22 protein-coding genes, 1 tRNA gene and 1 riboswitch are annotated in these 24,639 nt (G+C 71.2%); of the genes, 12 read left to right on the top strand and 11 right to left on the bottom strand.

The genetic code is table 11. The annotated features are described in order from the left end of the window. Positions 1–64: 64 nt before the first annotated feature. From ACFWJW_RS11905 to ACFWJW_RS11895, 3 genes are all read left to right on the top strand, one after another. A complete protein-coding gene (locus tag ACFWJW_RS11905) occupies positions 65–364 on the top strand; it encodes a DUF6415 family natural product biosynthesis protein (protein ID WP_387238390.1) in 300 nt (99 codons plus the stop codon). 797 nt (positions 365–1,161) lie between these two features. Continuing rightward, positions 1,162–1,593 (top strand): hypothetical protein, encoded by a 432-nt coding sequence (locus ACFWJW_RS11900; RefSeq protein WP_387238387.1) that lies wholly within the window; start codon positions 1,162–1,164, stop codon positions 1,591–1,593. 637 nt (positions 1,594–2,230) lie between these two features. Beyond that, positions 2,231–3,820 carry an aldehyde dehydrogenase family protein gene (locus ACFWJW_RS11895; protein ID WP_387238384.1) on the top strand — a complete coding sequence of 530 codons (1,590 nt, stop codon included), beginning with the start codon at positions 2,231–2,233 and terminating at the stop codon, positions 3,818–3,820. 79 nt (positions 3,821–3,899) lie between these two features. Here the strand turns inward: ACFWJW_RS11895 and ACFWJW_RS11890 are convergent, their stop codons facing one another. Then, a complete protein-coding gene (locus tag ACFWJW_RS11890) occupies positions 3,900–5,234 on the bottom strand; it encodes a DUF2254 domain-containing protein (RefSeq protein WP_387238381.1) in 1,335 nt (444 codons plus the stop codon). Positions 5,235–5,339: 105 nt separating this feature from the next. On the opposite strand from ACFWJW_RS11890, the gene ACFWJW_RS11885 reads away from it, so the two are divergent. Together ACFWJW_RS11885 and ACFWJW_RS11880 are read left to right on the top strand one after the other, a co-directional pair. Next, positions 5,340–5,427, top strand: a tRNA-Leu gene (locus tag ACFWJW_RS11885). A gap of 316 nt (positions 5,428–5,743) precedes the next feature. Further along, positions 5,744–5,875, top strand: a complete 132-nt coding sequence (locus ACFWJW_RS11880; RefSeq protein ID WP_387238379.1) for a hypothetical protein — start codon at positions 5,744–5,746, stop codon at positions 5,873–5,875. Positions 5,876–6,010: 135 nt separating this feature from the next. Continuing rightward, a riboswitch (TPP riboswitch) is annotated at positions 6,011–6,153 on the top strand. A 40-nt stretch (positions 6,154–6,193) separates the two neighbouring features. On the opposite strand, the gene ACFWJW_RS11875 is transcribed toward ACFWJW_RS11880, so the two are convergent. Genes ACFWJW_RS11875 through ACFWJW_RS11865 form a run of 3 tightly spaced genes read right to left on the bottom strand, consistent with a single transcriptional unit; the run spans position 6,194 to position 10,812 of the window. Next, on the bottom strand, positions 6,194–7,756 hold the full coding sequence (locus tag ACFWJW_RS11875) for a GMC family oxidoreductase (protein ID WP_387238376.1): 1,563 nt from the start codon (positions 7,754–7,756) through the stop codon (positions 6,194–6,196). A gap of 15 nt (positions 7,757–7,771) precedes the next feature. Next, positions 7,772–9,346, bottom strand: a complete 1,575-nt coding sequence (locus ACFWJW_RS11870) for an APC family permease (protein ID WP_387238373.1) — start codon at positions 9,344–9,346, stop codon at positions 7,772–7,774. Then, entirely contained in the window at positions 9,343–10,812 is a 1,470-nt protein-coding gene (locus tag ACFWJW_RS11865; protein ID WP_387238370.1) for an aldehyde dehydrogenase family protein, read from the bottom strand. Before ACFWJW_RS11865 ends, ACFWJW_RS11870 begins: the two co-directional genes overlap by 4 nt. Positions 10,813–11,045: 233 nt before the next feature. Between ACFWJW_RS11865 and ACFWJW_RS11860 the strand changes: the two genes are divergently transcribed. Then, complete coding sequence (locus ACFWJW_RS11860) at positions 11,046–11,543, top strand: DUF6314 family protein (RefSeq protein WP_387238367.1); 498 nt, start codon at positions 11,046–11,048, stop codon at positions 11,541–11,543. A gap of 102 nt (positions 11,544–11,645) precedes the next feature. Here the strand turns inward: ACFWJW_RS11860 and ACFWJW_RS11855 are convergent, their stop codons facing one another. Beyond that, positions 11,646–13,154, bottom strand: coding sequence for a hypothetical protein (locus ACFWJW_RS11855; RefSeq protein WP_387238364.1), 1,509 nt, complete (start codon positions 13,152–13,154; stop codon positions 11,646–11,648). Positions 13,155–13,348: 194 nt separating this feature from the next. Between ACFWJW_RS11855 and ACFWJW_RS11850 the strand changes: the two genes are divergently transcribed. Beyond that, positions 13,349–14,674, top strand: a complete 1,326-nt coding sequence (locus ACFWJW_RS11850) for a PucR family transcriptional regulator (protein WP_387238362.1) — start codon at positions 13,349–13,351, stop codon at positions 14,672–14,674. Positions 14,675–14,775: 101 nt separating this feature from the next. Beyond that, on the top strand, positions 14,776–15,294 hold the full coding sequence (locus ACFWJW_RS11845) for a GNAT family N-acetyltransferase (protein WP_387238359.1): 519 nt from the start codon (positions 14,776–14,778) through the stop codon (positions 15,292–15,294). 92 nt (positions 15,295–15,386) lie between these two features. Here the strand turns inward: ACFWJW_RS11845 and ACFWJW_RS11840 are convergent, their stop codons facing one another. Both ACFWJW_RS11840 and ACFWJW_RS11835 read right to left on the bottom strand, forming a co-directional pair. Continuing rightward, positions 15,387–16,256 carry a class I SAM-dependent methyltransferase gene (locus ACFWJW_RS11840; RefSeq protein ID WP_387238357.1) on the bottom strand — a complete coding sequence of 290 codons (870 nt, stop codon included), beginning with the start codon at positions 16,254–16,256 and terminating at the stop codon, positions 15,387–15,389. A gap of 61 nt (positions 16,257–16,317) precedes the next feature. Continuing rightward, positions 16,318–16,965, bottom strand: coding sequence for a TetR/AcrR family transcriptional regulator (locus ACFWJW_RS11835; RefSeq protein WP_387238354.1), 648 nt, complete (start codon positions 16,963–16,965; stop codon positions 16,318–16,320). Between the two features lie 491 nt (positions 16,966–17,456). Here ACFWJW_RS11835 and ACFWJW_RS11830 point away from each other — a divergent pair, with 491 nt between their 5' ends. Beyond that, positions 17,457–18,272 (top strand): SAM-dependent methyltransferase, encoded by an 816-nt coding sequence (locus ACFWJW_RS11830; protein WP_387238351.1) that lies wholly within the window; start codon positions 17,457–17,459, stop codon positions 18,270–18,272. 78 nt (positions 18,273–18,350) lie between these two features. On the opposite strand, the gene ACFWJW_RS11825 is transcribed toward ACFWJW_RS11830, so the two are convergent. Both ACFWJW_RS11825 and ACFWJW_RS11820 read right to left on the bottom strand, forming a co-directional pair. Next, on the bottom strand, positions 18,351–19,259 hold the full coding sequence (locus ACFWJW_RS11825) for a helix-turn-helix domain-containing protein (RefSeq protein ID WP_387238348.1): 909 nt from the start codon (positions 19,257–19,259) through the stop codon (positions 18,351–18,353). 219 nt (positions 19,260–19,478) lie between these two features. After that, positions 19,479–19,715, bottom strand: coding sequence for a DUF397 domain-containing protein (locus ACFWJW_RS11820; RefSeq protein ID WP_085922605.1), 237 nt, complete (start codon positions 19,713–19,715; stop codon positions 19,479–19,481). A 265-nt stretch (positions 19,716–19,980) separates the two neighbouring features. On the opposite strand from ACFWJW_RS11820, the gene ACFWJW_RS11815 reads away from it, so the two are divergent. Both ACFWJW_RS11815 and ACFWJW_RS11810 read left to right on the top strand, forming a co-directional pair. Continuing rightward, complete coding sequence (locus tag ACFWJW_RS11815) at positions 19,981–20,418, top strand: ATP-binding protein (RefSeq protein WP_387238345.1); 438 nt, start codon at positions 19,981–19,983, stop codon at positions 20,416–20,418. A gap of 107 nt (positions 20,419–20,525) precedes the next feature. Continuing rightward, complete coding sequence (locus ACFWJW_RS11810) at positions 20,526–21,464, top strand: LysR family transcriptional regulator (RefSeq protein WP_387238342.1); 939 nt, start codon at positions 20,526–20,528, stop codon at positions 21,462–21,464. Positions 21,465–21,529: 65 nt separating this feature from the next. On the opposite strand, the gene ACFWJW_RS11805 is transcribed toward ACFWJW_RS11810, so the two are convergent. Beyond that, complete coding sequence (locus ACFWJW_RS11805) at positions 21,530–21,916, bottom strand: MarR family winged helix-turn-helix transcriptional regulator (protein WP_387238339.1); 387 nt, start codon at positions 21,914–21,916, stop codon at positions 21,530–21,532. 85 nt (positions 21,917–22,001) lie between these two features. Here ACFWJW_RS11805 and ACFWJW_RS11800 point away from each other — a divergent pair, with 85 nt between their 5' ends. Then, a complete protein-coding gene (locus ACFWJW_RS11800) occupies positions 22,002–23,513 on the top strand; it encodes an MFS transporter (RefSeq protein ID WP_387238336.1) in 1,512 nt (503 codons plus the stop codon). Between the two features lie 108 nt (positions 23,514–23,621). Here the strand turns inward: ACFWJW_RS11800 and meaB are convergent, their stop codons facing one another. Continuing rightward, a complete protein-coding gene (meaB, locus tag ACFWJW_RS11795) occupies positions 23,622–24,629 on the bottom strand; it encodes a methylmalonyl Co-A mutase-associated GTPase MeaB (RefSeq protein ID WP_387238333.1) in 1,008 nt (335 codons plus the stop codon). Positions 24,630–24,639: the final 10 nt, after the last annotated feature.

Here is a 24,639-nt window from a genome sequence, read left to right as displayed (position 1 = left end):
CGAACCGGGCGCCGAACAGCGGCTTGCACCCACTCTTCCGATCGATGCCGAGACCATCAGCGCGATGATCCGTCGGGCGCTGCGCCTCGGTGCCGCCCGGCCCGAGCTGGACGAACTCGCCGCTGCACAGGAGGACCTGCGGGGGCACATCGCGCTCCTCCTCCCCCTGGTGCGTGCGGATCAGGCCCGGCTGCCGCAGGACAGCGGTCTCACGCACATGGTGGCCGCCCGGCTGGTCGGGATCGCCGAGCGGGCGGGACAGTCGCTACGACCTGACACGCTCGCGGCCCACTCACAGGTGGCCGGCGCCGCCCGTGACTGTCAGTACCTGCTGGCCATGCACACCGCGGCGACGGCCCCGTGACGCCCCGCCAGCGCCGCATCCTCGTGTACTGGACGTGGCTCGTTGCCATCTCCTTCGTGATTGTCGTCGGCAGCATCGCGGGTGGTGACGGCTGTGGATAGCCAGTGCGCCTGCGGCTCCACCCTCAACCTGCGTGTCGTGGAGGTCGACACCGCGACCGGGCCCGCGAGGACGGTCACGTGCTGCGGTGCCTGCGCCCATTTCCCGGCCGGGCCCCCACTCCCAGACGGCGTCGCACGCGTGCTCGCACGACGCGCCGGCGTTCGTTCCCCCGGCGAGCCGAGACGGCTTCGCCCTTGAGACCCCGCGGCGTAGACGTCCCCCGTCGTCGGCGCCGCGGGCCCGCCGACCGCCGCGCACCTCACCGCGGTGGCCGGCGACAAGACCCCCGCCCCGGCCGAATCTTCCTTGGCCGGACTGCTCGGCCGGGACGGGTCGGGCCTCCGCTGGAGGCCCCGCAAGTGCACACCGACGCGGGGATGGACCCCGCGCCGATCAAGCACCTGGAGGTGCAGCATGCGGTACCGCCTCGACGTGGTCAAGCACGGCGATGAGGAGAACTCGCAGGGCGAGACCGGGTCCGGCTCTGACGGCCAGGAGGGGAACCCCTCGCAGGGCTATGGCGACAACTGATCATCTGGCACGCCCGTTGATCGAGTAGGTGAATCGGCCCCGCGCCGGAAGACTGGCGCGGGGCCTTCCAAGGAGGAGCACACATGGCACGGGGCATGTCCGACACCAGTCGGGTTACGGTATTTCCGCTACTGCACCGCTGGTCAGAGCTGCACAATGGACCGATGGGCCGGTGCATCGTCGCGTATGCCGAATCGGGTGAGGGTGGAGTGGACGCCGTTCTCGGGGTGGTCCCGCGGCCTGACCTGGTGGACGGCACACCGTCGCTCATGGATGTGGCGGCACGCCACGAGCCCAGCGGTTACGGACCCAAGGGCCCCAATGCATACGGTTCCTGGCTCGCCTGCCTCGGCTGGAGCGCCCGGGTGACACCGAAGCGGGGGCAGCTCAACATCCCGACGGCCAGCTGGGAACTGGACGTGCACCAGTCGGTCCGCAATTTGCAGCCCCAGGGGACCACAGCCAAGTCCGTTTACGGCCACGTCAATGTGCACGTGGGCCTGTTCCGGTTGACGGACCCGGCGCTGATGGCCGAGGCCGAGGGGGTGCTCGCCCGTACGGGCTTGTCTGTGATGGAGCAGTTGCAGCCGGCTTAGTCTTGCCCCGAAATGGACCCCGCCCGGGCGCGAACGGACGGGGCGCTTTCGTCGCACCATTCCGCTCGGGGCTTCGCTACGAATCACGGGGCCGCCTTCATCATCGGCGAGGTCGTCCGCCACCACCGGGCGATCGCCGACCGTACGCACGAAGAGGCCACGGCGGAAGCGGCGGGACCCGCGGCGGGCTGAGCCCCGTACGTCCGAACGGACGGCATGGCAGCGCCCGCGCGGCAACGATCCGCGTGGGCGCCCTCGTCTCCGGTGCGGCGCGCAGGGCCCATCACGAGGTCGCGGCCCTGGTGACGAGGATCGTGGCGCCTCCGCCACGACGCACCAACGGCGCCACTACGCACCATCCCCGCCACGACGCACCACCTCCCGGAGGCCCCTCAACGGCCGTCTCGGGCGCGCCTCATCCGAAGAATGGCGCAGCGTCCCCTTGACCGTCCGGCCCCACGGTCGCCTCACCCAGGTGGCCCCGCCGCCCACGCCGAGTGACACTCGCCATACCTGACGCCGGACCGTCCCGCAGTGTCGCCGCGCCCACTACCGTCCAGTAACACGGTTCCTCCGGGAGCCGACCGAGCGCCACCACCCTGCCCCTCCGGCCGTGCACCGAGAGCGGAGACACATGATGGCCACCACCCCCGCATCCCCCGCCGATCCGGCGCGGAGCGACCGCCCCGCCCCGACGCTGATACTCAAGCCCGGTACGTCCTGGCAGGACGCCTGGCAGCGCAGCCTGGCCGCGGCCCCCGAGGCGTTCCGCGACGACCAGGCCCTCAACCTCTGGGGCGCCGCCTGGCATCCGGACGGCCACCCGCTGCCCGCCACCAGCCCCGTCGACGGCAGCCCCGTCGCCGGCCCGCCCCGGCTCGACGCGGACGCCGCGCTGCACGCGGTACGCGCCTCCCTCGACCAGCACCGGGCCTGGCGCCAGGTCCCGTTGGCCGAACGCAAGGCCCGGATCTCCGCCACCCTCGACGCGCTCACCGAGCACCGCGAACTGCTCGCCCTGCTCCTGGTCTGGGAGATCGGCAAGCCCTGGAAGCTCGCGCAGGCGGACGTCGACCGGGCCATCGACGGGGTCCGCTGGTACGTCTCCGAGATCGACCGGATGCTCGTCGACCGCACCCCGCTGCCCGGCCCGGTCAGCAACATCGCCAGCTGGAACTACCCGATGTCGGTCCTGATCCACGCGATGCTGGTGCAGGCGCTGGCCGGCAACGCGGTGATCGCCAAGACCCCCACCGACGGCGGCCTGGTGTGCCTCACCCTCGCCTGCGCGCTGGCCGCCCGGGAAGGCGTCCCGGCCACCCTCGTCAGCGGCAGCGGCAAGGAGCTCTCGCCCTCCCTCGTCCGCTCCCCCGAAATCGGCTGTGTGTCCTTCGTCGGCGGCCGGGACACCGGCGCCCGGGTCGCCACCGCCGTCGCCGACCTCGGCAAACGCCACATCCTCGAACAGGAGGGCCTCAACACCTGGGGCATCTGGAACTTCAGCGACTGGCCGGCCCTGACGCCGCTGCTCCGCAAGACCTTCGACTACGCCAAGCAGCGCTGCACCGCCTACCCCCGCTTCGTCGTCCAGCGTGAAGCCTTCGCCGACTTCCTCGCCGCCTACCTCCCGGCCGTCCGCACCGTCCGCTTCGGCCACCCCCTGGCCGTCGCCGACCCCGCCGATCCGCTCCCCGAACTCGACTTCGGCCCGCTGATCAACGCCGCCAAGGCCAAGGAACTCGCCGACCTCACCAACGAGGCGATCTCCCGGGGCGCGGTTCCCCTGCACCGCGGCAGCCTGGCGGACGGTCACTTCCTGCCGTCCCAGGACACCTCGGCCTACCTCCCGCCGACCACGCTCCTGGCCCCGCCCCCGTCCTCCCCGCTCCACCACGCCGAGCCCTTCGGCCCCGTCGACACCCTCGTCCTCGTCGACACCGAGGCGGAACTCCTCGCCGCCATGAACGCCAGCAACGGCGCCCTGGTCGCCAGCCTCTCCTGCGACGACAAGGACACCTACGACCGCCTCGCGCCGCAGATCCGCGCCTTCAAGGTCGGCCACGGCAAGCCCCGTTCCCGGGGCGACCGCGATGAACTCTTCGGCGGCTTCGGCAACTCCTGGAGCGGTGCCTTCGTCGGCGGCGAACTCCTCGTCCGCGCGGTCACCGAAGGCCCGGAGCCCGAACGTCTGCCGGGCAACTTCCCCGACTACCACCTGATGCCGTAACCAGGCGCCGGACCGGTACTAGGGGGCGTCTCTCCGCTCTTGGTGGGCCTGCGGTGTCGGGCACCGCCAGAGACGTCCCCTAGCCGATCCCCTGCCGGTCGGGGGACGAGGCGAACCGCCGGTCCGCTGCCGCCGGCACCGCGCGCTCCACCGCCTGGAGCAGCAGCGTGCGGTGCCGCACCAGCGGCTCCCGCCGTGGTTCCGGTGCGAGCCGCAGCAGATCGTCGATCCCGGCCAGCATCCGCCGGCTGACCTGCGGACTGTGCACCGCTGACGCCCGGATCTCGGTCAGCCCCAGGTCCACCAGGTCGGCCCAGGCCGGTACGTTCTGCACCAGCCGCACCGCGCCCCGGCGGTCCCGGTGGTGCACCGCCCCGAGCGGCCGCCCCACCACCGCCGCGAGAATCTGCACGATCCGGTCCAGGCACTGCACGGCCGTGGTCGGATCGTTCACCGCCGGCGACAGCGCCCGCAGCGCGATGTCCGACAACTGCCGCAGCCCGAGCCCGAGATCCTGGTGAAAGGTGCGCTCCACCCCCACCGACACCGTGCGCCGCAACGCCCACCGGGGCGGCACCGTCTCGCCGTGCACCGCCAGCACCGGCGTCCCCGGCAGCACGAAATCCCCGATCCGCGGCAACAGCCGCAGCACGACCCCCTGCCGCCGCGCCACCCGCACCAGACGCGCCACATGCACATCCCGTACGAGCCCGGCCCGGCCGGTGTGCGCGACCCGCCCCGTCTCGGCCGCCAGGGAGCCCCCGTCCTCCGCGCCCTCCTTGCCCGTGCCCTGCCGCGCCAGCATCCGCAGCGTCTCCCGGGTGATCCGGTCGACCACCGGCCCCACCTGCATCAGCCGCAGCGTGGCCGACACATACGCGATGAACAGCAACAGGCTGAGCACCACCAGGACCATCGTCAGCACGTTCTGCACCACGGGCACCGAGGTGACCTGGCGGATGTCGGGCTCGCTCTCGTACGAGGTGAGCACCAGCAGCGAGAACAGGAAGGTCGCCAGGAAGACGCTGAGCGTGATCTTGCTGATCCGGCTCCGGATGAAGATCCGCACGACCCGCGGGGTGAGCTGACCGCTGGCCATCTGCACCGCGACCAGCGAAATGCTGAAGACCACCCCGATGAAGGTCATCATCGCCGCGCTGATGGTCGTCACGATCGTCCTGGTGTCCTCGGCGATCGAGACCAGTTCCCGCAGCGCCGCATACGCCTTCTCGCGCTGGAGCAGCGCGACGATCTCAAGATCGAGCGCAGACGCCCCCCACCACAGAAGCCCGGCACACACCAGCCCCGCCGTCGGCGCGAACCAGAAGGTGTCCCGCAGATGCTCCCGAAGCGGCGACAGCGCACGTGGCCTGCGGGGACCACTGATATGCGCGACATGTCCATCATTGCCCATAAATCGAGGTTATGTGGGCAGCGGATACGCAGGTGAAGGGCACTCCGAAACCTTGGTATTGTTGTCCATGTCGCCGCGGGGAACGCCCCGTGAAGATCACACCTAGTCCGGGTGGCGGAATGGCAGACGCGCTAGCTTGAGGTGCTAGTGCCCTTTATCGGGCGTGGGGGTTCAAGTCCCCCCTCGGACACCAGCGAAGACCCCTGCTGAGCAGGGGTCTTTCTGCGTCTCTGCACCTGCGGCAGGACTGGCGTCCGACCCAGGGGCCGGCGCCTCGGTACATGAATTCGGCGTCGCCGAATTCACGCTGATTTTCGTTGGGGTGTCCAGGACCCCTTCGGGCCGGGCGCCGCACGCCTCGGCCGCGTGCCAGACCGCTTCGGTCGTCTCTTGGCGCGCTGATACCGTACCGGCTGCTTCCCCTCTTTTTCGGGGTGCTGCTTCCTTGGGTGTGGGTTTATTGCGCATTTGCGTATGACCTCCCCAAGGTTCTCCCTTTTCTTGCTTTGGTGGTGACGCACGCCGGGCTGGTGCTCGTGTGGTTCGGGCGGCGCAGCTCGCGGCGGCTGATCACCTGGGCCGGTGTCGGGTGCTATCCCGTCGCCGTGGCTCTGTGTCTGCTGCTGCGGAACGTGCTCTAGCGGTCCGCAGGGGGCTCCGCCCCGGGGGCGCCGTGGAGGGCGTCGAAAAGGTGGGCGATAGGGGTGTTATGTCCCGTTCTGTGGGAGTATCCTGAAGGCCGGCCTACGGGGCGAGCGAGGGAGTTCGACCGGACTGGCCTCGGGGAAGGGAGCTCTGGCTCTCGCCGAGGACAAGAGGAAAGGTCGGGCTGAGAGGCTGAAAGGTCGTAAGACCGGACGGCGACCCCCAAGCACCTGATCCGGACAATGCCGGCGAAGGGAGCCCACCTCGTAGGTCTTTCGTGCGCCCAGGTCATGCGCCGCGGTCATGCGCCCAGGTCATGCGCCCCGCATCAGGTCCGCGCACTTCTCCCCGATCATCATCGTCGTGATGCACGGGTTCACCGCCGGCAGGAACGGCATCACCGAACCGTCGGCCACCCGCAGACCCGTGACGCCCTTGACCCGCAGCTGGGGGTCGAGCGGGGTGGCCTGGTCGTCGGCGGAGCCCATCCGGACCGTGCAGGCGGGGTGGTAGACGGTGTTGTGGGTGGTGCGGATGTAGTCGAGGAGCTCGGCGTCGGATTGGGCGGAGGGGCCCGGGGCGAGCTCGGTGCCCGCCCAGTCGGCCATGGGGGGCTGGGCGATGATCTCGCGGGCGAGCCGGAGCCCATGGGTCATGACGCGGATGTCGTGCTCGTCGGTGAAGTAGCGCGGGTCGACCTTGGGCTTGTCACGGAAGTCGCGGGTGCGCAGCCGTACGGTGCCCAGGGAGCGGGCGCGGGTGACGTTCGGGGTGAGGCAGAAGGCGTTCTCCGAGGTGGGGTAGCCGCGGCGGTAGGTGTTCATGTCGAAGGGCACCTGGCCGTAGTGGAACATCAGGTCCGGGCGGTCCAGGCCCGGCTCGGTGTCGGCGAAGATGCCGATCTCCCACCACTGGGTGGAGGAGCGGACCATGGGCTGCTTGGCGTCCCACATGATCACGCCCTCCGGGTGGTCCTGGAGGCTGGAGCCCACGCCGGGGGAGTCGACGATCGGCTCGATGCCGGTGGCGCGCAGATGGGTGGCCGGGCCGATGCCGGAGAGCATCAGGAGCTTGGGCGAGTCGATGGAGCCGCAGGAGACGACGGTCTCGCGGCGGGCGTTGACCGTGCGGGTGTGGATCAGGTCGGGGGCGAGGTAGTCCACGCCGGTGCAGTGCCGTGCGGAGTCGAAGTTCAGGCGCCGGGCCTGGAGACCGGTCCGTACCTCCAGGTTCTTGCGGGTGCCCATGACGGGGTGGAGATAGGACACCGAGGCCGAGGAACGGGTGCCGTCGGGGCGGCAGTTGATCTGGAACCAGTTGGCGCCCCGGATGACGGTCTTGCCGGTGTTGAAGGCGGCGGTCGGGATGCCGGCCGCCGCGCAGGCTTCCAGGAGGGCCACTCCGCACGGGTCGTGGGGCGGGACGGTGCGCAGGACGACCGGGCCGTCGTGGCCGTGGTGGTCGCCCGGGCCGTCGTTGTTCTCCAGCCGCTGGAAGAGCGGGAAGCAGTCGGCCGCGCTCCAGCCCGTACAGCCCATCGCGGCCCACTCGTCGAGATCCTCGGCCGGGGCCCAGAAGGCGATACAGGAGTTGTGCGAGGAGCAGCCGCCCAGCACCTTGGCACGGGCGTGCCGCAGGAAGCTGTTGCCGTTCTCCTGCGGTTCGACCGGATAGTCCCAGTCGTAGCCGGACTCCAGCAGTCCCATCCAGCGGTCCAGGCGCAGCACGTTCTCGTCGCCGACATCGGACGGGCCGGCCTCCAGCAGGCAGACGGTGACCGCCGGATCCTCGCTGAGCCGGGCCGCCACGACCGCGCCGGCTGTGCCGCCGCCGACCACGACATAGTCGAACTCGTCCACAGGAGCCTCTTGGGACATCGTGCCGTCTCCAGATCAGGGGGTGGGGTTGCCGGCGTCGCCCGAGGTGCCGCGGTCCGGGTGGACGGCGGCGTGCATGGCCAGGACGCCCGTCTTCTTGCGCTGGACGAACCAGTAGTAGGCGAAGCCGCCGAGCCCCACGACACCGATGAACAGGAAGGCGCCCCAGCGCAGATACCAGTGCTGCGGGCCGGTCGCGTTGTAGACCGCGGCGCGCGGCCAGGCGAGGTTCAGGGACATCGCGATGCCCCAGAGCACCGCCAGGAGGTTCACCGGAATGCCGAACTTGCCGAGGGAGAACTTGCCCTTGGCCGGGGTCCAGTTGCCCCGCAGCCGCTGGACCAGCATCGGCAGGGTGACCGACAGATAGGCCAGGTAGATCATGATGATCGCGATACTGGTGATCACCGAGAAGATCTGTGGCTGATTGACGTTGATGACGAGGATGCCGATCGCCACCAGCCCGATGATGACGGCCGGCAGCACCGGCGTCTGGAAGCGCGGGCTGACCTTGGCGAGCAGGGAGGCGGCCGGGAGGTTGTTGTCCCGCGCCATCGCGAACGCGAGGCGGATACCGGCGGTGTGCACCGCCAGTTCGCACACGGTGATCGCGATGACCACACACCAGAGCACGATCTGCCCGATGGTCGAGCCGAGCGTGGAGAGCACCACGTACTGGAGACCGTCCACCTTCAGCTGTTCGGCCTGAAGATCGGGCACCGACATCAGCGCGAACAGCAGGATCAGACCGCCGATGAGGAACGACGCGACCAGCGCCCGGAGGATCGCGCGGGGGGCGTTGCGGCCGGGGTCCTTGGACTCCTCGCCGAGTGACGAGGCGGTGTCGAAGCCGTACATGACATAGGCCGAGGCCAGCGACGCGGTCAGGAACGCACCGAAGTAGCCGAGGTTCTCGCCCGCGCCCAGACCGAAGGTGTCGGTCACGACGTCGGGGCCGCGGGTGACATGCGCGGCGAGCAGCAGGATCAGGACGATGGCGGCGATCAGCTCGATCGCCACGCCCGCGGAGTTGATCCGTGCCATGAGCTTGACGCCGAAGGCGTTGACCAGCGTGGTGAACGCGATGAGCACGGTGCCCAGCAGGACGGCGTTCTCGGCCGCGGACTTCCCGGTGCCGTCACCGATGAACTGGAACCACGAGGAGATCTGCGGCAGCGTCACCTGGTAGGCCAGCGCCACCGCGGACAGCGAGACCATGGTCGCGGTCAGCATCATCCAACCGCCGAGCCAGCCGATGTGCGGGCCGCCGAGCTTCTTGGCCCAGTTGTAGACCGATCCGGCCACCGGGTAACGGGCGGCCAGTTCACAGAAGCACAGCGCCACCATCAGCTGGCCGACGAAGACCATCGGCCAGGACCACCAGTAGGCCGGTCCGCCGTGCGCGATGCCGAAGTAGAACAGCTGGAAGGTGCCGGTCAGGATGGAGATATAGCTGATGCCGGCGGCGAAGGTGTGGAAGTTGCCCAGGGTGCGCTTGAGTTCCGGCTTGTAGCCGAGCTCGGCGAGCGAGTCGTCGTCGTGCTCACCGTGGGCCCGGCCGCCATGGTGGGGGGACTCCGAGCCGGTCACTCGAACCACCTCTGCGGCCGTGGCGCGGTGTTGCGCCAGACGTGCTTGGCCTCCTGGTACTCGGCCAGCCCCGCGGGCCCCAGCTCGCGGCCGACACCGGACTGCTTCATCCCGCCCCACTCCGCCTGTGGCACATAGGGGTGGAAGTCGTTGATCCACACCGTGCCCGCGCGCATCCGGGCGGCGACCCGGTGGGCCCGCTCGCTGTCCTGCGTCCACACCGCCCCGGCCAGCCCGTACACCGTGTCGTTGGCCAGCGAGACCGCCTCGTCCTCGTCCCGGAACCGCTCGACGGTCAGCACCGGGCCGAAGCTCTCGTCGCGGACGACGGACATGTCCGGGGTGCACTCGTCCAGCACGGTCGGCAGATAGTAGAAGCCGTTCGACAGCGACGGATCGTCGGGCGGGGAGCCGCCGCAGAGCAGTACGGCACCCTCTTCCAGCCCGGCCGCCACATACGCCTCGACCTTGGCGCGGTGCGCGGCCGAGATCAGCGGGCCGGTGCGGGCGTGCTCGTCGAACGGTCCGCCGAGCCGGATCCGCTGGGCGCGGGAGACCAGTTCGTCGACGAAGGCGTCGTGCAGCTCCTCCTGGACGAGCAGCCGGGCGCCCGCCGAGCAGACCTGCCCGGAGTGCAGGAAGACGGCCATCAGGGCGTAGTCGACGGCGGTGTCGAAGTCGGCGTCCGCGAAGACGATGTTCGGGTTCTTGCCGCCCAGCTCCAGCGCGATCTTCTTCACCGTCGGGGCCGCGGCGGCCATGATCCGCCGGCCGGTGAGCAGCCCGCCGGTGAACGAGACCATGTCCACCCGCGGGTCCTCGGTCAGCAGCGCGCCCACGGCCGGGCCGGTGCCCAGCACCAGATTGGCGGCGCCGGCGGGCAGCCCGGCCTCGGACAGCAGCCGCATGAGGTGAATGGCGGTGTGCGGGGTCAGTTCACTGGGCTTCAGGATGAAGGTGTTGCCCGCGACCAGACAGGGGGCGACCTTCCAGGCGGTCTGGAGCAGCGGGTAGTTCCACGGGGTGATCAGCGCGCAGACACCGACCGGCTCGTGGCGCACCGTGCTGTCGATCTCCGCGGCACCGGCGTCCACCACCCGGTCGGTGCCGCCGGCCGCGCCGAGGTTGCCGAAGTAGCGGAAGCAGTTGGCGATGTCGTCCATGTCGTAGCCGCTCTCGACCAGCCGCTTGCCGGTGTCCAGCGACTCGGCCTTGGCCAGCACGTCCCGGTCGCGCTCCAGCAGCTCGGCGACGCGCAGCACCAGCCGGCCGCGCTCGGCCGCCGGGGTGCGGGGCCAGGACCCGTCGTCGAAGCCGGTGCGGGCGGCGGAGACCGCTGCCGCCGCGTCCTTCGGCCCGCCCTCGTCCACGGTCGCGACCAGCGTGCCGTCCGCGGGGCAGCGGATCTCACGCACCTGCCCGTCGGCCGCTGCGGTCCACTGACCGCCGATGAACAGCTCCGGCATGGTGGTGCCTCCGGTCTCCGGGCTCGTACGGGGCGGCCGCGGCAGGGCCCGCCGCCCCGGCCCGACGGCGTCAGGCCGCCGGTCGGCCCGCCGTGCGGACCTCGGTGACGATCACTGAACCGAGAGTAAGACGGGCGGTGCGGCTCCGCACGGTACGAGGGGCCGGGGGAGAGGGGAGCGGTACCGGGTGGGGCCGACGGAGTGACCTGTGCGGCGGACGGGACAATGGACGGATGGGCAGTGAGCTGAGCCGGGAGCGGAAGCCGGGGCGGGACCGGGAAGGGACGGCCCCCGGGCCGCACCCCGTGCCCGATGTCGCGGCCTACCTCTCCGGCCGCTGGAGCATCGAGCGCACCGTGGCCGACCTGCGGAACGGCCCCGAGGGCCGATACCGCGGCACCGCCGAGTTCCGGCCCGACGCGACGGGCGGGACGCTGCTGCACCACGAGGAGGGGCGGCTGGCCTGGGGCGGGACGGTGCAGCCCGCGAGCCGCACGCTGCGTCTGCGGCCCCGCCCGGACGGCACCGCCGGGGTCGAATTCGCCGACGGCCGGCCCTTCCACGACCTCGACCTCAGGACCGGCCGGTGGACCGCCGTCCACCCCTGTGCCGCGGACCGGTACGAGGGGACCTTCACCGTCGTCGGGCCGGACGAATGGCATCTGGAGTGGCGGGTCGGCGGCCCGGCCAAGGACCAACTGCTGCGCTCGGTGTACCGGCGGCTGGGGTGACGGCGGCAGGATGACCGCGGCCGGGTCGGCCGCCGTCCACCAAGCACGGCGCCCCCGGGAACAGGTGTCTCCGGGGGCGCCGGCGGTCGTTTCGCCGCGGGATCAGGCGGCGGGCAGCTTCCCCCGTCCGAAGAGCTTCCGCTCGTCGTGCAGGGCGAACGGCGTGGTCCGCAGATCGGCGATCTGAATGCCGAAGATCTTCAGTTGCAGCATCAGCTCGGTCTTCAGGTCGTAGCCCGCGCTGAGCGCCCATGCCGGGGCGCCGCCACCGGTCGCGGCCGCGGCCCGCCCGGTGAGGTGGACGGACAGCTCACCGCCGACGCCCGCCGTGTCGTACAGGAACACCTCGGCCCGCGCCCCGATACGGGCCGTCGCGGAGGCCGCGCCCTCGACCCGCGGCGCCGCGCCTTTCGTCTGCTGCCGCGCCTCGTGCAGCGGCTGCCACCCGTTGCTGCGGTCGTACTTCGCGCCGACGGCGAACGAACCGTTGGTGCGCTGGTCGGCGTCGAGCACGATGCGGCCGTCCGCGGTGAAGCGGTAGGTGAAGGTGACCTCGGTGCTGACCACGACGGGGACCGGGCCGACCCAGAAGACGTGCCGGCCGGTGACCGCCGCGATCGGCACCGCGACCTGTCCGGTGTCCGCGGTGCCCCGCACCTTGCCGTGCACCTGCCAGCCATAGCCGTAGGAGCCGCCGAGGCCGATGGCGGCCCGCTGCGGCAGCAGGTTCAGCCCGCCGCGCTTCTCGTACTGGAAGATCAGCTCGGGCCGGAACGACACCTCGCCGGACAGCCGGGCCGGAGACTTGGCGGTCGCCTGCACGCCCTTGGGCAGCGGCACATTGAGCCCCAGCCGCAGGGTGGTGAGCGCCTTCCGCGCCTCGGGCGACAGCGCGCTGTCGGAGGAGGCGGGGGCCCGGGTGCCGGAGGGCACGAGCTGGGTGCGGACCCCGGAGGAGTCGGACGCCGAAGGGCTCGGGGAGCCGGAGGCGGTGGCGTCCGGGCTGCCGGACGGCGTGCCCGGCTCACCGGACGGAGTGGCCGTGCCGCCGCCGTCCGCACCGGGGCGCTTCTGGACGGTGACACCCGAGGAGAGCGGCTTGACCGAGATCTCGCCGGGACGCAACGCGGTGCGCTGGTCCACGTTCTGATCGCCGAGCAGCTCCGAGAGCGTGGCGGGGGCGGTGGTCACCCGGACCTTGCCGTCGTGCGAGCCGGTGACCTTGCGGACCTTGAACAGCGCACCCGAGGGGGCGTGCCGGTTGGGCGCGGCGGCGACCACATCCCCGGACCGTACGGTCTTGCCGGCCGACGGCTTGAGCTCCGCCTGCTTGCGGTGCGCGTCGTACGACGAGAGCTGTACGGAGACCGAATTGCCGGACGGGCTCGGCGCGTCGGACGGCCTGGCGACCGCGGCACCGCCCTCCGGACCGGTGGCCTGGGCATCGTCCGGAACGGCGCCGGGGGCGGTCGGCCCGGCGGCCGGTATGCCGGCCGAGGACGTGCGCGGCTTGTCGGGGCCCGAGAGCAGCGCGTGGGTGCCGAGGGCGGCGGGGACGAGTACGCCGACCGCGGCGGCGGGCACCGCGATACGACGCCAGGAAACAGCCATGGAATTCCTCGATGGTGCGGGGGGTGACGGGGAGAGGCACAGCGGGCCGCGCACCGAACGCCGGGACGAGTCCGGACGGCTGGGGAAAGTCGTCCAAGTTCGAACATCTGTAGGGGTTCGGGCGGCTTCCTCGTAGCATGGCGACGAATGATCGCTTTCGCCATGGGGAAAGACACCGAGTCGGGAGGGGACGGGTGGAGACTTCCACAACGGTGCCGGAGTCCGCCGCCGCGCTGCACGCCGGCATCGACGCGCTCACCGACGAGGTCATCGACGTCCTGCGGGCCCAACTCCCCTCCTACGCGGCCGTGTCGGCGGACCGGCTGCGGCCGAGGGTGCTGGCGTCCCTGCGCAACGGCCTCTCGCTGGTGCAGCGCTGGGCCGAGGAGCGGCGGAGCGCGCGGGTGGCCGGCCGCGGCGACGGCCCCGCGCACGGCATCCCGGAGACCCATCTCGACGAGGTGACCTCCCTGGCCCGGTCGTTGCCCGTCGAGGACGTCATCTCGGCCTACCGGATCGGCACGGATATCGTCTGGCGGCGGTTCGGCGAGGAGATGACGGCCCGGGGCGGGACCGCCGAGGACCTGCTGCCGATCGCCGAGACCCTGCGCGCCTGGGTCGACGCCAACACCCTGCGGATCGTGCGCAGCTGCCGGGCCGGCCTCCGGGGCGACGACCCGCCGGCCGAGCGCCGGCATGCGGCCATGGTCCGCGCCCTGCTGCTCGGCGAGGCACGGTGGGACACGTCCCTCGGTGCCTGGGGCGCCGGGCGTACCGGTGACGGCCCGGCCGAAGGGTACCGGCCCGAGGGGCACGCCGACGACGCGGAGGACGGGGACGGCTGCTACGAACACAGCGCCCTCCGCCTGCCGTTCCGGGCGCGGCTGCCCGAGGTCTCCCCACCCGGCGCACCGGACGGTGCCCCCGCCGCCACGGGCCATCCCGGCCCCGGTGACCGCGCGTTCCACCGGACCGTCGCGCTGCTGCGGCCCTGGCTCGCCCTGGACGAGGCGGGGCGCCCCCTGGTCACGACCGTGGACGGGGATGTGGCGGGACTGCTGGTCGGGCGCCCGGCCGGGCTGTGCCGCAGCCTGATCCTGGGCCTGGGCGCCCCGGCGCCCGTCTCCGGGGTCGCCACCGAATTCCCCCGGGCCACCCAGGCGTTGCGGGCCGCCGCCGGATTCGGGCTCGTCGGCGCGTACACCCGTGAGGAGCTGGGGCTGCGGGCCACGGTCGTGGCGCTGCCGGCCGTGGGAGAACAGCTGGTACGGCTCCGCCTGGCCCCGCTGGCCGAACGGGGCGAGGACGGCGCCCAGTTGGCGGAGGCCGCGGCCGCCTACCTACGACAGGGCCTGCGCCTGGAGGCCGCCGCGCGGACCCTCTATGTCCACCCCAACACCCTGCGCAACCGCCTGCGGCGCTTCGAGGAGATCACCGGCACCAACCTCCGTGACCCGGCCGACCTGGCCGAGGTCTGGTGGGCGCTGACCCACCGCCGGTTCCACGGGCCGGCGAACTGAGGCGCCTGCCGCGGCTGCGGAAGCTGCGGAAGCTGCCGCAGCTGCCGCAGCTGCCGCAAAACAAGAACCGGATGCCGGCCGGGTTGCCTATATTCCTGTCCATGCCCGAGATACAGCTGCTCCGCCCAGGCCACGCCCCCGCGCTGCTCGCCTTCGAGCAGGAGAACCGGGCCTACTTCGCCGCGTCCGTCCCCGACCGGGGCGATGACTACTTCGCCCGGTTCGACGAACGGCACTCCGCCCTGCTCGCCGAACAGGCGGCCGGGATCTGCTACTTCCACGTCCTGGTCGGCGCCGAAGACGAGGTGCTGGGACGGGTCAACCTGCTGGATGTCGCGGCGGGTGGCGCCGAACTCGGGTACCGGATCGCCGAGCGCGCCACGGGCCGGGGGCTGGCCACCCGGGCCGTACGGAAGCTGTGCGACCTCGCCGCCACCAACTACGGGCTGACCACCCTGCGCGCCGCGACCACGCTCGACAACCCGGCATCGCGGGCCGTCCTGGCCCGCTCAGGATTCACCGTCGTCGGTGAGCGCGAGCTCTGCGGTCGTCCCGGGCTGTTATATCGCCGCGGCCTTGCGCGGGTCACCGCTCCGCCCGGTGTGCCGACCGCCCGTTAGGGCGTGCCCCGGGCCGCGCTCTCCGGTGGCCCGAAGGCTCCGGACCACCGGATGACCGCCGCACATCTGCCGCCACCGGCCGCCGTACGGCCTCAGTTCTTGACGGCCCGCAGCGCGTACAGCAGCGGAACGATCGGCTCCGACGGCGGAAGGCGCCACCAGCCGTTCTCGCCCGGCACCATCGAGTCGAACCGCTTCCAGGGCAGCAGCTCGGTCTCCCGGACCAGTTGGACGGTCAGCCCCGCGCCGACCACGGCGGAGATGACCTCCCCGAGGCCGTGCCGCCACTCATAGCTCGTGGTGGCGCCCTGCACCGGCGGACCATCGGTGTAGGTGCACGGCGTATCGCTCCTGAGGGGACCACGACCCCCTAAGTAGTCGTTCCGGAGCCGGAGTTCCTGCTGGTCCGGGCCACCGGCCGGCCCCAGGGAGTCCAGCAGCGGATGGAACTCGACCAGATAGAACGTCCCGCCGGGCCGGAGCAGCGAGCTGACGATCCCCGCCCAGGCGGTCAGGTCCGGCAGGTAGCACAGCGCCCCCTTGCCGGTGTAGATCACATCGAAGCGCCGTGCACCGAGCGCCTCCGGGGCCCGGTGCACATCCGCCTGGACGAACTCCATGTCCCGGCCGCCCTCCTCGGCCAGCCGCCGCGCCTCCGTCACCGCCGCCGCCGAGAAGTCGAGCCCCACCGTGCGCGCGCCGCGCTCCGCGAAGGCGGCCGTCTCGGTGCCCAGATGGCACTGTAAATGCAGCAGGTCCCGCCCGGTCAGCTCGCCGAGATCGGTCCACTCGAAGGGTGCGAACCAGTCCTCGGCGGTGCGCGAGCCGTCCAGCCCGTAGAACTCGCTGGCCACATGGACCGGGGTGCGGGCGTCCCAGTTGGCCTGGTTGGCCAGCACCATCTCCTCGGCGGTGGGCGGAATTCCCGGACGGGGCGTCAGTTCACTCTTGTTCATGGTCATCCGTCCCTTCTACCCGCCGGGCCGGGGTGCCCACCAGTAGGGACGGCGAGGCGGCGGCGCCCTACCCCTCCGTGGCCGGGGTCGTCCACACCTCCCCGTCGAGGACATTGCGCATCCCCACCCACACCATGTTCATCAGCCGCACGGTGATCCGCTCCGGGGGCTCGTCGGGATGCAGCACCATCCAGTCGGTGAGCGAGTCCGCCGCCCCGACCAGGGTGTACGCCACGAAGTCGGCCTCGTCCTCGGCACAGGCGGGGCCGCCGCGCTCCGCGCCACAGGTCCGGACGACTCCGGAGACCTCGGTCAGCACCGCCTGCCGGCTCCGCGCCAGCTCCGCCGCTATCGCCGGGCTCAGCTCCGACGCCTGGCGGTGCAGCACCACCCAGCTGTCCGGGCGTTCGGTGACGAAGGTGAAGAACGCCAGCAGCCCCGCCCGCAGCCGCAGTTCGGGGGAGGGGGCCGGGCCCGCGGCGGCCCGGAACGCGGTCACCAGGCGCTCGGTCTCGCGGCGCAGACAGGCGAGGAACAGTCCCTCCTTGGAGTCGAGATACAGATAGACCATCGGCTTGGAAATTCCGGCGAGTTCCGCGATCTCGTCGACCGCGGAGGCGTGGTAGCCGCGCTTGGCGAAGACCCCGATCGCCGCGTCGATGATCAGCTGCTCCCGGACCGGCCGGGGGAGGCGTCGCCTGCGTATGTCGCTCATTCGTGCCACCTTACCCCCACCTTACTGGTGAGTAAGTTTACCTGGGCGTCAGGTTGCGGGTGGCGAGCGGTGCTGATCGGCGTCGTGATCGGTAGGTGTAAAGCGGGGTGAGGGTGGTAGGCGATCTCACGTAACACCCCAGTCCGTAACGGCAGTTGCTCGGGTGCCTGCCGGGACGGAACCGGATGCGGCAGGGCCCGGGTGTGTGCTCCTGGGCCGGGCCCGGCCGCGCGGGGGGTGTGCCCGGCGTTTGGGTGTCGCCGGACATGGAACGGGCCGCCGCCTGCGAGTGGCGTGGTGGCGGCCCGTACCCCCTCCGGGGTCCTGACGCTCCGTCACCTCGCTTTCTGACGCAAGGAACACGGTCGCTCGTCTGCGACAGCAGCCTTCCGCTGGGTATGTTGGGGACTGCGGGGCGTGGTCGTACAATCACGCAACGGTCAGCCGCTGCCCCCTGCCTGAGGGCTGTCGAAGCGACGGGAAAGTGTGGAATGAGCCAAGAGACGCGACCGCAGTCCAGCGCCGTCGACGTCAGCATCCCGAGTGTGGCGCGGATGTACGACTACTACCTCGGTGGCAAGGACAACTACGCCGTCGACCGCGAGGCATGTGACGAGCTGAGCAAGGTCGTCCCGAGCACCCAGGTGCTGGCGATCAACAACCGGCGTTTCCTTCAGCGGGTGGTCCGCTGGCTGGCGCGTGAACACGGCATCCGGCAGTTCATCGACCACGGATCAGGTCTGCCGACCCAGGACAACGTCCACCAGGTCGCCCAGCAGGTCGACCCGGATTCCCGTGTGGTGTACGTCGACAACGACCCCATCGTGCTGGCGCACGGCCGGGCGCTGCTGGAGGAGAACGCCAACACCGCGGTCATCCAGGCGGATATGCGGGACACCGATGGCATCTTCAGCAGCCCCGAGGTCGAGCGGCTGATCGACTTCGAGCAGCCCGTCGCCGCGCTGTTCGTCTCCGTACTCCACTGCATACCGGACGCCGACGACCCGGCGGGTCTGATCAAGCGGGTCGCCGACCGGCTGGTTCCCGGCAGCTTCCTGGTGGTGTGCCAGCTGGTCAGCGAGGACGCCGCGACCCGCGACTTCGTCACCGAATTCATGCGGGTCAGCACCCAAGGCCAGTGGGGGCGGGTACGCCAGGCGCATGAACTGGCCGGATTTCTGGAGGGGCTGGAGGTCCAGGAGCCGGGCCTGGTGGAGGTCTCCACCTGGAAGCCGGACGCGGACATCGGCCCCAAGCAGCTCACCCAGGAGTGGATCGAGTACGGCGGCGTCGTCCGCAAGCCGTAGCGCGGGCGCCCCGCAACGTGGAAGCGGGGCGGTGCACCCCGGTGGGTGCCCCGCCCCGCTCCGCCGGGACCAGACGGATCAGCTCTCCTGCTTGAGCAGCCGCTCCAGGATCGCCACGGATTCGCGCGGCGACTCGGACTGGGCGCTGAGCCGGTCCATCACCGCGAGGTAGTGGTCCACATCATCGCGCTTGTCCAGATAGAGCGCGCTGGTCAGCTGTTCCAGATAGACGATGTCCGGCAGATCCGGCTCCAGGAACCGCAGGATCGTGATCGGACCACCGGCCGCCGCCAGTCCACCGAGGCTGAACGGCGCGATCTGGAGCGTCACATTCGGCAGCTCGGTCATCTTCAGCAGATGTCTGAGCTGGCCCGCCATCACCTCCGGCCCGCCGAGCGGGCGGCGCAGGGACGCCTCGTCGATCACCGCCCACACCCGCGGCGCGTCCGGGACGGTCAGCAGTTCCTGACGCTGGACCCGCAGCTGCACCCGGCGCTCGATCTCCTCGGGTGAGGACCGCGGATGACCGAGCTGCGCCACCGCACGGGCGTAGTCGGCGGTCTGCAACAGGCCCGGCACGAACTGGACTTCGTAGGTGCGGATCACCGAGGCGGCCTCTTCGAGGCCGATATGCGTCTCGAACCAGCCGGGCAGCACATCGCCGTACTGATGCCACCAACCGGGGCTGCTGGTCCGGCGGGCCAGCTTGAGGAAGTCGGCGCGGACCGCCTCGTCCGTGACGTTGTAGAGCGTCAGCAGATCGGCGACATCCCGCTCCTTGCAGCTCACCCGGCCGAGCTCCAGCCGGCTGATCTTGGCGTGCGAGCCGCGGATGGCGTCCCCGGCGGCCTCCCGGGTGATGCCCGCCGCTTCCCGCAGCCGGCGCAGCTGGGTGCCCAGCACGATGCGCAGCACGGTCGGGCCGCCCCGCGGGTGGTCGAGATAGCGGCGCAGGGACGGAGCGCTGCTCGGCTGCGCGGCGTTCATGCCGAATCCTCACTTCGCTCGGTCTCGCCTGCGCGCGGCTCGCACCCTTCAACGGTCCCCCGACCTCCGGCCGGGCGAACCCCCATCCGGTGCTCGCTCATGCTGACTCCCCTGAGTGGTCGGGCGAACGCTTAGTGTCCCATTGCCCCCAGCGTGCGTACAGCCGGGGTGACTATCCAGTCGACATATGCGCCAATCGTGGCGGCGTCCGCGCCGGTCCTAGGCGATGAGATCGTCGAAGTCGCCGTCCTTGGCGCCCTGGACGAAGGCCACCATCTCCTCGCGGGTGTAGACGAGTGCCGGACCCGAGGCGAACCGGGAGTTACGCACCGCCACCCCGCCGTCCGAAAGAACCGCCAGTTCAACACAGTTGCCACTGGGGTTGCTGCGGCGGCTCTTGCGCCAGACGGCGCCTTCGATGCTGGTGGCCCGTATGCCGTTGCTCACCGACTCCATCACAGCTGCTCCCTTACTGGAGGTCATTCCTCCGTCCGATGCCGAGCCTTCGATCACCTTGGCGTGAACGAGCCCCTGGGGCGCCGTCCTTGCCGATGTAATTGCAGATGCACTTGCACCGGCTGACGGCTGCCGAGGATATTAACCCTCCGAGGCAGTCCGGCCCAGCCCCGAAATCCCCTTCGCGGAGATGGTGATGACCACACATCCGGCAGAGACCGTGCACCAAAGCCCTCGGGAGGAACCGTGTGAGGACGCCTGGTGGATGCCCGCCCCCGACGGCTTCGCCGCCTGCGCCCTCAGTGGCACCGCACGCACCGTGCCGGAGGCCCGCCGGTTCACCCGGGCGACCCTGGAAAGCTGGCAGGTGTGCGCCGGCCTCGCCGATGACGCGGTCCTGGTCGTCTCCGAACTCGTCAGCAACGCCCTGCGCCACGGCTTCCGGACCCCCGGAGCGGAGGGCGAGAACACCGCACCCGCACCCTTCTGCAACGCCTGGCTGGCACTGACCCGGCAGGAGACCACCGTGCTGTGCGCGGTCTCGGACGCCGGTCCCGGTGCACCCGTCATCAGGCCCGGGGACGTCCTGGCGGAATCCGGGCGCGGTCTGCATATCGTCGACCGGCTGAGCGAGTCCTGGGGCTGGACGCCCCCCGACCGGTCGGGGAAGACGGTCTGGGCGACGATGTCGGTACGCGGCTGAGGCCGCTCGTACGGGACCCCGCGGCGGCCCGCGCACGGAGCGGGCCGGTCTGCCGTGTGTGACGATTCCCGGGTCGCCGTCACCCGAGCGGAAGGCCCGAGAAGCCGATGGATCTGCTGTCCCTGCGCTACTTCCGTGCGGTCGCGCGCCGGGAGCACATCAGCCGGGCCGCCGAGGAACTACGGGTGGCCCAGCCCTCGGTGAGCCGGACGATCGCCCGGCTGGAGGCCGAACTGGGCGTGCCGCTCTTCGACCGGCACGGCCGCGCCATCCGGCTCAACCGCTACGGCGCCGCGTTCCTGACCCGGGTCGAGCGGGCGCTGGACGAACTCGACGACGCCCGCCGGGAGATGGCCGATGCGGCCGGGCTCGACGACGGCGGGGTGACCGTGGCCGCCGAGACGCTGCTGCCGCTCACCGAGCTGCTGGCGGGGTACCGCGCCGCCCACCCCGGGGTCACCGTCCGCTGCTTCCAGTCCACCCCCGACGTGATGCGGGAGCAGCTGCGGGCCCGGGAGGTGGACTTCTGCATCGCCTCGCAGCCGCTGTCCGGGCCCGGTCTGGGCGCGGTGCGGCTGCTGCACGAGGAGGTGCTGCTCGTGGTCCCGGCCGGGCATCCGCTGGCCGGCCGCGAACGGGTCACGGTCGCCGCGCTCGCCGAGGAACCCTTCATCACCACCAGGCCGGGCCACTGGCAACGGGCGCTGCTGGAGCGGCTGTTCGCCGCGATCGGACGCCGCCCGGTGATCTCCTGCGAGGGCGACGAACCGGGCGCCACCCACTTCCTGGTCGCGGCCGGTCTCGGCGTCGGCCTGATGCCCTCGCTGGCCCGGCCCGACCTCACGTCCGTGCCGCTCGCCTGGCTGCATCTCGACACCCCCGACTGCGTACGGACCCTGAGTCTGGTCCGGCGCGAGGACAGCTACCTCACCACGGCCGCCGCACGCTTCCGGGATCTGGCCGTCGCCCACTTCACCGGGCGGCCGCAACATGGCGTACCGGCACCGGAGTTGGGTCCGTCGGACCGTCCTCTCCCGTTGTCCTAGGGGGCGGGCGGCGGCGCGTATGGCGACCTCTGGCCGCGACCGTCGTCGACTGGCTGCGGGGCCGGTCAGCCTTCCCCGCGGAGGGTCCGTGCGAGTACGGAGCGGTGGGTCGGTTTCGCGTCGTCGTAGCGCCGGTGGCCTGCGTCGGTGAGGACGACGAAGATGCCGCGGCGGTCGAGATCGCACATCACGCGCTCGACGAGGCCGCCGCGCTCCAGCCTGGCGACCAGCCGGGAGGCGGCGCTCTGGCTCAGATGCACCACATTGGTGAGGTCCTGGCCGCGGCACTTGCCGTGGTCGGAGGAGACGAGGAGCTCAAGTGCCTCGAACTCGCTGACGCTGAGGCCGTGCTCCGCCTGCAACTCCTGCTCCAGAGCGCTGTGCACGGTGGCATGGCGGGCGAGAAGCCCATGCCACTCCTCGACCAGTTCCTGCTCCGAGCCACCTGTCATGGGGCCAGGTTAACATGCGCCAGCATTTGATGCACAGAGATTAAATGCGCTTGCATTCGATGTGCGTGCATGTAAGAGTCGCGGCATGACTTCCTCCGCACCCCTGTCCGCCTCCACACCCACGTGGAACGCCAAACTCTGGGGAGTTCTGCTCACGGTCTCCCTGGTCATCGGCCTCGATGCGCTCGACGTCTCGATGGTGGGTGTCGCGCTCCCGTCCATCCAGGCGGACCTGGGCCTGTCCACCAGCGCGCTTCAGTGGATCGTCAGCGGCTATGTCCTCAGCTACGGCGGACTGCTGCTGCTCGGTGGGCGCGCCGCCGACCTGCTCGGCCGCCGCCGGGTGTTCCTGACCGCGGTGGCCGTGTTCGCGGCGGCCTCCGTCCTCGGCGGTCTGGTCGACGACGGAGCCCTGCTCATCGCCACCCGCATACTCAAGGGCATGGCGGCGGCGTTCACCGCGCCTGCCGCGCTGTCCATCATCACGACCACGTTCGCCGAAGGGCCGGCGCGCAACAAGGCGCTGGGTGTCTTCTCCGTCTTCGGTGCCAGCGGCTACTCGGCCGGCCTGGTGCTCTCCGGTCTGCTGACCCAGGTGGGCTGGCGGTGGACGTTCTTCCTCCCGGTGCCGGTCGCGGTGGTCGCGTGGATCGCGGCCAACCGACTGCTCCCCAAGGACGGCCCCCGCGCCTCCGGCGGCTACGACATCCCGGGGGCGATCACCTCGGTCGGCGCGATGCTGCTGCTCGTCTACACCGTCGTGGAGGCGCCGGAGGCCGGCTGGGCCGCGCCGAACACCCTGATCCAGTTCGCGATCGCCGCGGCGCTGCTGGCCGCCTTCCTCGTGATCGAGCGCCGCAGCGCGCATCCGCTGGTCCGGCTCGGCATCCTCCGCTCAGGCTCGCTGGCACGGGCCAACCTGGGCATATCCGTGTTCTTCGGCGGCTACATCGGCTTCCAGTTCGTGGTCATGCTCTACTTCCAGTCGGTGTTGCACTGGTCGGCGCTCCAGACCGCGCTGGGCTTCCTTCCGGCCGCGGTGATCGTCGCCTTCGGCTCGCCGCGGATGGACCCCCTGATCGAACGGGTCGGCACCTCGCGCACCATCGCCGGCGGCGTCATCGCTCATCTCGTCGGCTATGTGCTCTTCCTCGTCATCGACCGGGACGCCCCGTACGCCGTCGGTGTGCTGCCCAGCATGATCCTGCTGGGTATCGGGTTCACCCTGGCCTTCGCGTCCTTCAACATCCAGGCCACCGCCGGCATCCCGGACCACGAACAGGGCCTGGCCGGCGGGCTGTTGAACACCTCGACGCAGGTCGGCGGCGCGATCGGACTCGCCATCGTCACCGCGGTCCTCACCGCCGGAGGCGAAGGCAAGACGGGCCCCGACGCCCTGCTCGCCGGCTTCACCCCGGCGCTGCTCACGATCACCGTGCTCTCGGCGATCGGCCTGCTCATCGGACTGTCGGGAGTGCTCGGACGGCGCAAGGCCGACCAGCCGGCGGACGCGACGGTGGCAGAGACGGCGGAGAAGCCCGCTGGGAAGTCTGCGGTGACGTCGTCGGACGAGCGGGAGCTCGCCCTCGTCGACTGACCCGTCCGTCACGGCACATCCCGGTGCGCGGCATGAGCCGCAGCCGGGATGCGCCGTAGCCGTCGTCGTGCGCCCGCCAGGGATACGGCGGGACTTTGCGGACACGCCCTAGGCTTCGCCCCGCGCGCCGTCCCCCAAGCCGAAGGCGTCCAGCAGGCGTTCGGCGGCCAGCGTGGCGGTGAGTTCGCCGTCGCGTACCGCGCGTTCGACCTCCGGGCCCAGGCGGCGTACCTCGGGGTGTTCCTGGAGGCGGTCGATCAGCCGCTCGCGCACCATCGACCAGGTCCAGTCGACCTGCTGGACCCGGCGCCGCTCGGCCAGCGCCCCGGTGGACTCCAGCAGGGTGCGATGCTGCTCGACCCGCTCCCAGACGCCCTTCAGACCGGTGCCCTCGCGGGCGCTACAGGTCAGCACAGGGGGTGTCCAGGCCGCGTCCGGGGGCTGCAACAGTCGCAGCGCGCCGGCCAGTTCACGGGCCGCGGAGCGGGCATCGCGCTCGTGCGGACCGTCGGCCTTGTTGACGGAGACCAGGTCCGCCAGCTCCAGGACGCCCTTCTTGATGCCCTGGAGCTGGTCACCGGTGCGCGCCAGGGTCAGCAGCAGAAAGGTGTCGACCATGTTGGCGACGGTGGTCTCGGACTGGCCGACGCCGACCGTCTCCACCAGGATCACGTCATAGCCCGCCGCCTCCATCACCACGATGGACTCCCGGGTGGCCCGGGCCACCCCGCCCAGGGTGCCGGACGTCGGGGAGGGCCGGACGAACGCCGCCGGGTCGGTCGCCAGCCGCTCCATCCTGGTCTTGTCGCCCAGGATGGAGCCGCCGGTACGGCTGGAGGACGGGTCGACGGCGAGCACCGCCACCCGGTGTCCCATCCCCGTCAGCAGCGTGCCGAGCGCGTCGATGAAGGTCGACTTGCCGACGCCCGGCACCCCGCTGATGCCCACTCTGCGGGCCGACCCGGAGTACGGCAGCAGCTCGATCAGCAGCCGCTGGGCCGCCGCCCGGTGGTCCGGGCGGGTCGACTCGACCAGGGTGACGGCGCGGGCGATCCAGGCCCGGGAACCCGCCCGGACACCCTCGGCGTACCGTTCGACATCGATCGTCGCAGGCATGACCCCCCGC

This window comes from Streptomyces sp. NPDC127097 (assembly GCF_042724075.1).
In the GTDB taxonomy this organism is placed as follows: Bacteria; Actinomycetota; Actinomycetes; order Streptomycetales; family Streptomycetaceae; genus Streptomyces.
The sequence above is the reverse complement of the archived record's forward strand: the minus strand, read 5'-3'. Positions and strand labels throughout refer to the sequence as shown.

Excerpts from the sequence above, each read along its gene's own strand:
- ACFWJW_RS11905 (WP_387238390.1), top strand. The coding sequence starts at position 65 with ATGATCCGTCGGGCGCTGCGCCTCGGTGCCGCCCGGCCCGAGCTGGAC.
- ACFWJW_RS11900 (WP_387238387.1), top strand. The coding sequence starts at position 1,162 with ATGGGCCGGTGCATCGTCGCGTATGCCGAATCGGGTGAGGGTGGAGTG.
- ACFWJW_RS11895 (WP_387238384.1), top strand. The coding sequence starts at position 2,231 with ATGGCCACCACCCCCGCATCCCCCGCCGATCCGGCGCGGAGCGACCGC.
- ACFWJW_RS11890 (WP_387238381.1), bottom strand. The coding sequence starts at position 5,234 with ATGGGCAATGATGGACATGTCGCGCATATCAGTGGTCCCCGCAGGCCA.
- ACFWJW_RS11875 (WP_387238376.1), bottom strand. The coding sequence starts at position 7,756 with ATGTCCCAAGAGGCTCCTGTGGACGAGTTCGACTATGTCGTGGTCGGC.
- ACFWJW_RS11865 (WP_387238370.1), bottom strand. The coding sequence starts at position 10,812 with ATGCCGGAGCTGTTCATCGGCGGTCAGTGGACCGCAGCGGCCGACGGG.
- ACFWJW_RS11860 (WP_387238367.1), top strand. The coding sequence starts at position 11,046 with ATGGGCAGTGAGCTGAGCCGGGAGCGGAAGCCGGGGCGGGACCGGGAA.
- ACFWJW_RS11855 (WP_387238364.1), bottom strand. The coding sequence starts at position 13,154 with ATGGCTGTTTCCTGGCGTCGTATCGCGGTGCCCGCCGCCGCGGTCGGC.
- ACFWJW_RS11845 (WP_387238359.1), top strand. The coding sequence starts at position 14,776 with ATGCCCGAGATACAGCTGCTCCGCCCAGGCCACGCCCCCGCGCTGCTC.
- ACFWJW_RS11840 (WP_387238357.1), bottom strand. The coding sequence starts at position 16,256 with ATGACCATGAACAAGAGTGAACTGACGCCCCGTCCGGGAATTCCGCCC.
- ACFWJW_RS11835 (WP_387238354.1), bottom strand. The coding sequence starts at position 16,965 with ATGAGCGACATACGCAGGCGACGCCTCCCCCGGCCGGTCCGGGAGCAG.
- ACFWJW_RS11830 (WP_387238351.1), top strand. The coding sequence starts at position 17,457 with ATGAGCCAAGAGACGCGACCGCAGTCCAGCGCCGTCGACGTCAGCATC.
- ACFWJW_RS11825 (WP_387238348.1), bottom strand. The coding sequence starts at position 19,259 with ATGAACGCCGCGCAGCCGAGCAGCGCTCCGTCCCTGCGCCGCTATCTC.
- ACFWJW_RS11820 (WP_085922605.1), bottom strand. The coding sequence starts at position 19,715 with ATGGAGTCGGTGAGCAACGGCATACGGGCCACCAGCATCGAAGGCGCC.
- ACFWJW_RS11815 (WP_387238345.1), top strand. The coding sequence starts at position 19,981 with ATGCCCGCCCCCGACGGCTTCGCCGCCTGCGCCCTCAGTGGCACCGCA.
- ACFWJW_RS11810 (WP_387238342.1), top strand. The coding sequence starts at position 20,526 with ATGGATCTGCTGTCCCTGCGCTACTTCCGTGCGGTCGCGCGCCGGGAG.
- ACFWJW_RS11805 (WP_387238339.1), bottom strand. The coding sequence starts at position 21,916 with ATGACAGGTGGCTCGGAGCAGGAACTGGTCGAGGAGTGGCATGGGCTT.
- ACFWJW_RS11800 (WP_387238336.1), top strand. The coding sequence starts at position 22,002 with ATGACTTCCTCCGCACCCCTGTCCGCCTCCACACCCACGTGGAACGCC.
- meaB (WP_387238333.1), bottom strand. The coding sequence starts at position 24,629 with ATGCCTGCGACGATCGATGTCGAACGGTACGCCGAGGGTGTCCGGGCG.